This window comes from Microvirga solisilvae, from assembly GCF_022808595.1.
GTDB lineage: Bacteria > Pseudomonadota > Alphaproteobacteria > Rhizobiales > Beijerinckiaceae > Microvirga > Microvirga solisilvae.
In genome coordinates, this window is record NZ_JAKUCN010000013.1 from 25,377 (window position 1) to 35,895 (window position 10,519).

Below are 10,519 nucleotides of genomic sequence, written 5' to 3' on the forward strand. Positions count from 1 at the left end.
CAATGGTATTCCCGCTCTCAGTCTCACAGCCCTTCTGGTTGAGGCTGATGATCGAGAGAGAAGATAAGGTCGCTCCATCTCTCGAACGGGTAAATACTATCCGGAAGGGGTAGTCTGGCCGAACAGGGATCGGCAGTTGCCTGCATATCGAGACTACTTTCCGAACAATGAGAAGCAGTCGCAATGGCTTAGACTAGCCATAAACACCTTTGCGAAGAGCCAACGCGCAAGCCTCTTCTCCGACCATAGTCGGTATACCGACCAAAGTCCGATACGGTCTCAAGACCCTGATCGGACCTTGGTGCCGCTGCCTGTTATAGGACCTCAGACCCTATAGTTGAGACGACCCATCCCGCCCAGAATGTGTTCATGAACCGCCCGAAATGCGGCAGCACATAGGAGGAGCGACATGGTCAATCTCGTCAGGCACGATCTCGAGTTCATTCTGAAGCAGATCAAGATCGCGGAAGCGCATTCATCGGGAACGCCGCTGACCGAGATCCGCGTCGACGCTCAAGGAAACATCTCGACCAATCCGAGCGATCCACTGGCTATCAGCACTCCCCTATCTCCTTACGGGCTGCGCACGGTGGATGGCAGCTACAACAATCTGGTCGCAGGACGCGATCAATGGGGCGCTGCCGATAATCCCTTCCCACGGATCACCACGCCTTATTATCGAAACGAGAACGACGACAGCATCACGTTCGGCCAGGGCTCGCCCAATCCTGTCGTCTTTACCGACGGCAATTATGGCGAGATGGGCAACCCCAGTCCTCAATCCATGGGGCTGGGTGGCGGGACCCTCGTGGACGCCGACCCACGCATCATTTCCAATCTCATTGTCGACCAGACCCTCGACAACCCGGCAGCTATCTACGCAGCTCTCACCCATGCTGGCGTGACCGGACCGGACCTGATGACGGCCCTGAACGAAATTCGCAGCGCTCATACGGCGCTCAAGACGGCAATCACCGGCGGCGTTCAGGCGACAATCGATTCAGCGCAGACAGCACTCAACACAGCCTTGACCAAACATGGCGTCGAGATGGACGGTGAGAGCGTCGTTCTGCCGAACGTTTCTCCCGATGAAGGCCTTTCGGCTTCGTACAATGGCTGGTTCACGCTTTTCGGCCAGTTCTTCGACCATGGTCTCGATCTCGTTCCCAAGGGCAATAACGGGACGATCTATATTCCGCTCCAGCCAGACGATCCGCTCTACAACGCGGATAGCCCGCATACCAACTTCATGGTGCTGACCCGCGCACCGACCAATGCCGTCAACCTGACAACTCCATGGGTCGATCAGAACCAGACCTATACGTCGCATTCATCGCATCAGCTGTTTTTACGCGAATACGAGTTCTCTGTAGACCGCAACGGGGACGGCATCGCCGATTCCTATCCGGTCTCGACCGGAAAGCTGCTGACAGGCGATCGCGGCCTCGCCACCTGGGCCGATGTGAAGGAGCAGGCGCGGACGATGCTCGGCATCAATCTGACGGATGCGGACGTGACCAACATTCCGCTGTTCGTGATGGATGAATATGGCGAGTTCGTGCGTGGGCCCAATGGTTATCCGCAACTGGTCGTCTCTCTCGGCACCGACGGCAAATTCGGCGGCGGCGATGACGTTTTCCGCGAGGGAAATCCAAGTGCCCCGATCTCGACTGCAGATGCGCTCCGCACTGGGCACGCCTTCCTGGACGATATCGCCCATGCCGCTGTCCCGGTCCTCGTGAACGGCGTCCTGCAGCAGGATGGCGATGGTGCAATCGGCTACAAGAACCTCGACGGTACGAACGGTCCGCTTAATGATCGTGGCCAGCAGACGGCCTACGACAACGAGATGCTCGATGCTCACTACATCACGGGTGATGGACGCGGCAACGAGAATATCGGTCTTTCCGCCGTCCACCATGTATTCCATTCCGAACACAACCATATGGTCGAGCAAGTAAAGGTGCGCGCCATTGAGTCAGGCGACGTCGCCTTCCTCAATGAATGGCTGCGTGTCGATCTTCCGCTTGACACGGTTCTTCCTCCCGCGAATGATCCCGCGGCGATTGCCGCCTTTGCGCAGAATCTCAAGTGGGATGGCGAGCGCCTGTTCCAGGCAGCCCGGTTCACCACCGAGATGCAATATCAACACCTTGTCTTTGAAGAATTCGCACGCAAGGTTCAGCCGGATGTCGATGCTTTCGTCTTCAACCCTTCCATCGACATCAACCCGGCGATCTTCGCTGAATTCGCGCATGTCGTGTACCGGTTCGGCCACTCGATGCTCCGTGAAGAGGTGGCGGCCATCGATGCGAACGGCAACAATGTCGGCATGGATCTCTTCGATGCGTTCCTGAACCCGCTGGCTTTCGGGTCATCCACCATCGATCACGATGAGGCTGCGGGCGCGATCATCCGCGGCATGACGAGCCAGGTTGGCAACGAAATCGACGAATTCGTAACGGGTGTCCTGCGCAACCAGCTCGTCGGCATTCCGCTCGATCTTGCAGCCCTCAATATCGCTCGTGGTCGTGACACTGGCATTCCCCCCCTCAATGAGGCACGGCGACAATTCCAGCAAATGGCGAGCGGCGACACGCAGCTCGCGGCCTATACGAGTTGGACCGACTTCGCCTTGAACCTGAAGAATCCGGCCTCGATCGTGAATTTCATCGCGGCCTACGGCACGCATGAAACCATCGTCAATGCGACTACTGTCGAAGCCAAGCGGAATGCAGCGTGGAACCTTGTTTTCGGTCATTCGAGCCTTGACGAGGCTGACCGTCAGGCTTTCCTGAATGGTACCGGCCCATATGCCACCAAACTCGGCGGCCTCGAGGATGTCGATCTCTGGGTCGGCGGCATGGCAGAGAAGAAGATGGCCTTCGGCGGAATGCTGGGCTCCACCTTCTCCTTCATTTTCGAACTCCAGCTCGAGAACCTGCAGAACGCCGACCGGTTCTACTATCTGTCCCGCGTCCAGGGTCTGAACCTGCTCAACGAGCTGGAAAACAACTCTCTCGCCAAGATGATCCTGAACAACACCGATCTCGGCGAGACCGGCTATGCTCTGCCTGGGGACATCTTCTCCGTGCCGGACCATGTTCTTTACATGGACCGTACCATGATGACGAAGTTCGGCCTGACGGATCCAACACAGGACGACCCGTGGCTCCAGGCTGTATCGCCGATGGTAGTGCGCGTCGATGCCAACAACGACGGCAAGGACGAGTACATCCGCGTTAACACCAACGACCACGTTCTGATCCAGGGTACTCAAGGAAACGACACTATCATCTCGGGCGGCGGCGACGACTCGGTCTGGGGCCGAGACGGCAACGACAGCATCGAAGCGGGTTACGGCGTCGACAAAGTACATGGCGGCAAGGGCGACGACATCATCACCAATAACGGCACGGATATCGGCGAAGTCGACATGCTGCACGGAGAAGAGGGTAACGACGTCATCCACGGCGGCAGTGGCCTTGCGCTTGTCTTCGGCAACGAGGGACAGGACTTCTTGATTGCCGGTCCTGACGGGAAGGAAATGTTCGGCGGAACGGGCAATGACTTCATGCTCGGCGGTGACGGCGGCGATTTCCTTCTCGGCAACGAAGGCGACGACTGGATCGAAGCTGGCAATGGCTTCGATACCACTGCCGGCGACAATTCCGAGCTGAATTTCAACTCAACCATCATCGGCCATGACGTGATGTTCGCAGGCCAGAACGAACATGATTTCGACGCCGAATCTGGCGACGACATCATGGTCCAAGGCGAAAGCGTCATGCGTAACGAAGGCATGTTCGGCTACGACTGGGCGATCCATAAAGGCAATGGCGAGGCCGCGGATTCCGATCTGCTCACGCCCATCTTCACGACAGACGAGCAGGACATCCTCCGCGACCGTTTCGACCAAGTCGAGGGCCTGTCCGGCTGGAAGAACAACGACGTCCTCAGGGGCGACAACCGCGGCGACCCGAATGCGGAGCCGCCTCCGGTAGGAGCCAATGTGGACTTCACGTTTACCGACAATGAACTGACCCATGCCGGCATCGATCGGATCGATGGTCTGCGCGCCTTGCTCGGCAACATGGTGGGCGCGAGGCCCACGACGGGTGATCTTGAGAAGATTGTTGCCTTCGATCAGGGCAACATCCTGCTCGGCGGCGGCGGCAACGACACGATCGAGGGACGTGGCGGCAACGATCTTATCGACGGCGATAACTGGCTGAATGTTCGCATCCGTATCACGGTCGGGAATACGGTCTATACGGCGGATGGGATGACAGGGAAGGTCTATCTCGAATCCCAATACAAGAACGGGGCGCCGATCGACGGAGCAACAGCGCAATTCGGCGGCAAGACCCTCGAGGCGCTGATGCTCAACCGCACGCTCAATCCAGGCCAGCTCTCCATCGTCCGTGAGATCGTCGAAGGGGATCTGTTAAACACAGCCAATGACTATGCGGTCTATAGTGGGGCTCGTTCCGGCTACAGCTTCAGCCGCAACGCGGATGGCAGCTACACGGTTACCGATACCGATGCGGCCAACGGCGACGATGGAACGGATCGGGTGCTCAATATCGAGTATCTGCGCTTTGCGGATCAGGATGTTCTGATCGCGCAGCGTGCCGCGACCGGCATGGTCACGATCACTGGCACTGAAAACATCCTGACAGCGGATGCGAGTGGCATTGCGGATGCCAACGGTCTCGGAGCCTTCAGCTATCGGTGGGAGTTCTCGACCAATTTCGGCACAACCTGGAGCACCATTCCTGGCGCCAATCAGCAGAACTACTCGGTTCCGGATAGTCGAATTGGTCAGTTCATTCGGGTGGTCGTGAGCTTTACCGATGGCGCCGGAAATCCGGAATCCATCACCTCCGTGATCACGGCGCGGATCGGGTCGAACAATGCCAGCGACAACTATTCCGGCACGACGGGTCCGAACCTGATCAACGGCCGCAATGGCAATGACACCCTCGCAGGCCTCGATGGTGATGACGTGATCAATGGCGGTGCCGGCAATGACATCATCACCGGCGCGGCAGGGAACGATGCCCTCAGTGGCGGTTCCGGCAACGACAATATCGATGGCGGGGAAGGTAACGACAGCATCGATGGCGGCTCGGGGACCAACACGCTCAGCGGCGGAGCCGGTAATGACGTCTTCCTCTACGCGATCGATGGTGGTGGAGCAACGTCAACCATCAACGGCGGCGCCGACATCGACACGATCAATGTCAGCGACAGTGGAAGCAGCGACGAAACGCTGAACGTCACTTTTACGAGTAACCGCCTGACCATTATCGAGAGCGCAACGGTTTCGGCCGATGTGGAGCGTGTAGTTGCCGATCTCGGCGATGGCGATGGAGATACTCTCGAGTACTCAACCGGCAGCGCCGGGGTGACGGTGGATCTCGGAGCCGGAACGGCCTCCGGCTTCCTCTCCATCACAGGCATCGAGAACGTGACAGGAGGCAATGGTGCCGACACCTTGATCGGCAACGGGGCCGCCAACGTCCTCAACGGCCGCGGTGGCGCCGACATCATGCGTGGTCTTGGCGGCGATGATATCTATGTGGTCGACAATGCCGGCGACGTCGTCGATGAAAGCGCGGCGGGATCGGGCGGCGTGGACACCGTGCAGACGGCTCTTGCCGCCTATACTCTGACAGGCGGCATAGAGAACCTTACCTACACCGGCAACGGCTCCTTCACGGGCAACGGCAACGCCTTGAACAACGTCGTGACAGGTGGGAACGGGGGAGACAACCTCTCCGGTCTCGACGGCAATGACACTCTGAACGGCGACGACGGCAACGATACCCTGAACGGCGGCATTGGAAACGATACCCTCAATGGCGCCGCTGGCGTTGACCGGATGACTGGCGGCGACGGTGCGGACATCTTCATCTTCGATGATGACGAGACCGGCACCAACGCCAGCCGTGACGTTATCGTCGACTTCGTCCAAGGTAGCGACAAGATCGATATCAAGGCTATTGATGCGAACCGGTCGATCATCAGCCTCGGTTCGGATCAGGACTTCACGTTCATCGGCACTGCCAATTTCACTGGTAATGGTCAGCTCCGTTATCGGCAGGAAGGAGGTCAAACCATCATCGAAGGGCGTTACACGACGCTCTTCGGCGGCAACGCCACGTTCCAGATCGCTCTCAATGGTCTGGTGAATCTCACGGCGGCCGATTTCATCGGCATCACCAATGCTCCTCAGCCCGTTGGCCCTCAACCTAACCTTCTCGCGGCTCGGGCATCGGCAGTCGCGGAGAATGCTGCAGCCGGCACCACAGTCGCCTCGCTGACGGCCTTTGGGCCGGAGGCGGATGGCATGGTGACCTACTCCCTGCAAGGCGTATCGAGCAAACTCTTTGAGATCAATGATGGCGACATCGTCCTCAAGAGGGGTGCAATCCTCGATTTCGAAACCAAACGCTCTCATGAAATCACCGTCGTTGCGACCTCAAGCGATGGTGAGACGAAGCATGAAACCTTCCGGTTCGATCTCAGGAACGTCGGCGGGACGGTTAAAGGCAGCTCCAAATCCGAAACCTGTCGCGGCACTGAGGAAGAAGATCGGATCTGGGCAGGAAGAGGCCATGACGTTGTCGTTGCTGGAAACGGTAATGACCGGGTCTATGGTGAATACGGAAACGACCGCCTGTATGCGGGAGGAGGCAACGATATCCTTAGCGGTGGAATCGGGAATGATGTTCTCGACGGCGGCAAAGGAATTGACCGTATGTGGGGCGGCGACGGCAACGACATCTATGTTGTCGATCACCGTCACGACCGGATCTATGAGAGCAAAGGCGATGGTATCGATACGGTCAGAGCCAGCGTGTCCTATTCCCTCTCCGGCACTCACGTAGAGAAGCTTATCCTGACCGGGTTGGGCGATACCTACGGCTACGGCAATGGCCTCAACAACGTCTTACAAGGCAATGCCGGAGATAACGTCCTCAACGGTATGGGCGGCAACGACAAGCTGAAGGGCGGGTCGGGAGCAGATACGTTCGTTTTCCAGAAGAACAGCGGAACGGACACCATCCTCGACTTCCGCCATGGCGTCGACGAGATCGATGTGAGCCGATGGTCCGGAGTCAACCGCCTGTCAGACCTCGCGATGTTCCAATCGGGCCGCGACACCATCATCGTACACCGCTCCGACATTCTCGTTCTCAAGGGTGTCGATGCATCCGATCTCGACAGCAACGACTTCATCTTCTGATGCAGGCAGCTGAGATCGCATGGCCTCGCCGGGAGTATCCCCCCACTCCCGGCGGGATCATCTCTAAAATGATGCAGACCGACTGAGCGGTCTGCGAGGCACCAAGATGCCACAACTTATGTGAGGCAATGCGATGGTCCACTCTCTTCGAAAGCATCCTAGCATCATGGCTTCGTGCCGTGGCGCCTTCCTGGGCGTCGCAATCCTCAGCGGCCTGATCAATATACTTTACCTGTCCGGATCCATCTTCATGATGGAAGTTTATGATCGTGTTCTTCCCAGCAGAAGCATTCCGACCCTCGTCGGTCTCTCGATCATCATTATCGGACTCTATATCTTCCAAGGATTGTTCGAGACAATCCGAGGACGGATCCTTGCCCGCATCGGAGCTGCTCTCGACGAAGATCTGAGCCAGCAGGTCTTCCGCAGTCAGATCAACGCTCCCCTTAGGGGCAAGATCGATGGCGATGGGCAGCAGCCTATGCGCGATCTTGATCAATTGCGCGCCTTCCTGGCCGGCGGAGGCCCATCCGCTCTCTTCGATCTGCCATGGATGCCGCTTTATCTCTTCATCTGCTTTGGCTTCCATCCTTGGCTCGGCATGGTTGCGCTCGCAGGCGCAGCTCTTCTCGTCATGATCACGCTGCTGACCGAACTTCTGACACGCGAGGCATCGAAGGCTGCGGTTAGTGCTGCACTGGTACGCAATGGCATTTCCGAAGGCGCGCATCGAAACGCTGAAGTGGTCCATGCCATGGGCATGGCTGGATGGATCGGTGGGCGCTGGAGTGATGCGAACGAGCAGTATCTTGCACATCAGCAGCGTGCATCCGATGCGGCTGGTGGCTTAGGCGCTCTCTCGAAAGTGATCCGAATGATGCTGCAATCCGCCGTCCTTGCGCTGGGTGCCTATCTCGTTATCGATGGACAGGCGACGGGCGGCATCATGATCGCAAGTTCCATCCTCACCTCGCGTGCCATGGCGCCTGTCGAACTCGCGATCGGAAACTGGAAGGGCTTCGTCAGCGCCCGGCAGGGATGGCGTCGGCTGAAGGCTGCTCTCGAAGCCGATGCGCAAGACGCAGCTCCCATCAAGCTGCCTGCCCCTCGGCTCGTTCTCTCCATCGAGAATGCAGGAACAGGCGCTCCGGGTAGTCAACGTTTCGCAATACAAGACATGTCCTTTGATCTGAAAGCCGGCAGCGGTCTCGGCATCATCGGCCCAAGCGCTTCGGGGAAGTCCTCGCTTGCACGCATGCTTGTCGGCGTCTGGCCGACATGGCGCGGTAAGGTGCGGTTCGATGGAGCTGCGATCGAACAATGGCTGCCGGAGGATCTCGGCCGTCACATCGGTTACCTGCCGCAGGATGTTGAGCTCTTCGCTGGAACCGTTGCGCAGAACATTTCTCGCTTCGAACCTCAACCGAAGTCGGAAGCGATCATTGCCGCCGCCAAGGCCGCCAATGTCCATGAGATGATCCTGCAATTGCCGAACGGTTATGAAACACAGGTGGGTGAATCCGGCACTGCCTTGTCAGGCGGCCAGAGGCAGCGCATTGCCCTAGCCCGCGCCATTTATGGTGACCCCTTCCTCGTGGTTCTTGATGAGCCGAATTCCAACCTCGACAACGAAGGTGAGCAGGCGCTCACAGCTGCCATCATGAACATCCGCGCGCGGGGCGGGATCGTCATCATCATCGCACATCGCCCCAGTGCTCTTGCAGGTGTAGACCAAGTGCTCGTGATGGCGGAAGGCCGCATGCAGAGCTTCGGCCCGAAGGACGAAGTGCTCAACAGAGTTCTGCGCTCTGTCCCATCACCGCAACCTGCCGAGCCACGTACTCCCGCCACTCCCCCGCTCAAAGTCGTCTAGATGTCAGGAGCGCCTTATGAGCACACCCAATCAATCGAATGCCCGCGCCGCAATCCGTCGCTACTCTCTTCTGGGTCTCTCATCCGCTTTCTTCCTCGTCGGAGGCCTTGGCGGCTGGGCGGCTATTACGGAACTGGCAGGTGCTGTCATCGCCCCCGGGTCTATCGTCGTGGACAGCCATGTGAAGAAGGTGCAGCATCCCACCGGCGGAGTTGTTGGTGAGATTCTGGCCAGAGACGGCGATCGCGTTCGTGCCGGCGATGTGGTGATCCGCCTCGATGAGACGATAGCCCGCGCCAACCTCGCCATGGTGTCCAAGAGCCTGGACGAACTGGCCGCGCGTCAAAGCAGACTCCAAGCCGAGCGCGACGGGCTGGAGCAGATCACTTTTCCACCAGCCTTCAAAACTCGCCTCCATGAGGCGGAACTTGTCAGCCTCATCCAGGGAGAGAACCATCTGTTCGAAACGCGCAGAGATGCTCGCGCCGGCCAAAAGGCGCAGCTCAGAGAGCGCATTGCTCAGCTCGACGAGCAAATCGATGGCCTCAAGCTGCAGGCCTCAGCCAAGGCAGACGAGATCAAACTCATCCAGGATGAACTGACGGGAGTTGAGCAACTTTGGCGCAAGAACCTGGTTCCGATGACACGCGTAACGGCTCTGAGACGTGAGGAGACCCGCCTGCGTGGGGAACATGGTCAGCTCATCTCGAACGTTGCACAGGCCAAAGGCCGGATCAGCGAAACCGCTCTGCAAATCATCCAGATCGATCAGGAACTCAGGAGCGAAGTATCAAAGGAGTTGCGCGAGACACAGGCTAGGATCGCGGAGCTCGTGGAGAGAAAAGTCTCGGCAGAAGATCAGTTGAAGCGGATCGACATTCGTGCCCCTCAGGATGGGATCGTTCATCAGTCCATTGTCCATACCATCGGCGGCGTCATCAATGCCGGAGAGCCGGTGATGCTGGTCGTGCCGGAGGCCGATGAACTTTCCATTGAGATAAAGGTGGCTCCTCAGGATATCGACCAGGTTCGCGCCGGGCTGGAGACGGTTCTACGCTTATCCGCCTTCAATCAAAGAAGCACTCCGGAACTCAAGGGCATGGTGACCTTGATCGCCGCCGATCTCGTCACGGATCAACGCTCAGGTCAGCAATTCTACCCTGTGCGCGTTGCCTTCGCTAATGGCGAACGGGAGCGTCTCAAAGATCTGAAGCTCATTCCTGGGATGCCGGTCGAAGGCCTCATCAAGACGGGTTATCGTTCGGTGTTGTCGTATTTGGCCAAGCCTGTGTTGGATGGGTCGTCTCGGGCGTTTCGCGGCGAGTAAGGCGGGCTGTGATGCACAAAAGCCCCCGCTGCTTTCGCTGCGGGGGCTTCTTTGTGGTTGGTTG

Annotated in this window: 3 protein-coding genes; all 3 read left to right on the plus strand. The window is 58.2% G+C overall.

Annotated elements, in window-relative coordinates:
• The first annotated feature begins 409 nt into the window (after window positions 1–409).
• The 3 genes from MJ639_RS17590 (at window position 410) to MJ639_RS17600 (ending at window position 10,455) form a co-directional block, all read left to right on the plus strand.
• Window positions 410–7,255 (plus strand): peroxidase family protein, encoded by a 6,846-nt coding sequence (locus MJ639_RS17590; protein ID WP_243375654.1) that lies wholly within the window; start codon window positions 410–412, stop codon window positions 7,253–7,255.
• Window positions 7,256–7,421: 166 nt separating this feature from the next.
• Window positions 7,422–9,128 (plus strand): type I secretion system permease/ATPase, encoded by a 1,707-nt coding sequence (locus tag MJ639_RS17595; protein ID WP_243375655.1) that lies wholly within the window; start codon window positions 7,422–7,424, stop codon window positions 9,126–9,128.
• 16 nt (window positions 9,129–9,144) lie between these two features.
• Window positions 9,145–10,455, plus strand: coding sequence for an HlyD family type I secretion periplasmic adaptor subunit (locus tag MJ639_RS17600; RefSeq protein ID WP_243375657.1), 1,311 nt, complete (start codon window positions 9,145–9,147; stop codon window positions 10,453–10,455).
• Window positions 10,456–10,519 lie beyond the last annotated feature (64 nt).

Coding starts and splice junctions, on each gene's coding strand:
- MJ639_RS17600 (WP_243375657.1), top strand. CDS start 9,145: ATGAGCACACCCAATCAATCGAATGCCCGCGCCGCAATCCGTCGCTAC.
- MJ639_RS17595 (WP_243375655.1), top strand. CDS start 7,422: ATGGCTTCGTGCCGTGGCGCCTTCCTGGGCGTCGCAATCCTCAGCGGC.
- MJ639_RS17590 (WP_243375654.1), top strand. CDS start 410: ATGGTCAATCTCGTCAGGCACGATCTCGAGTTCATTCTGAAGCAGATC.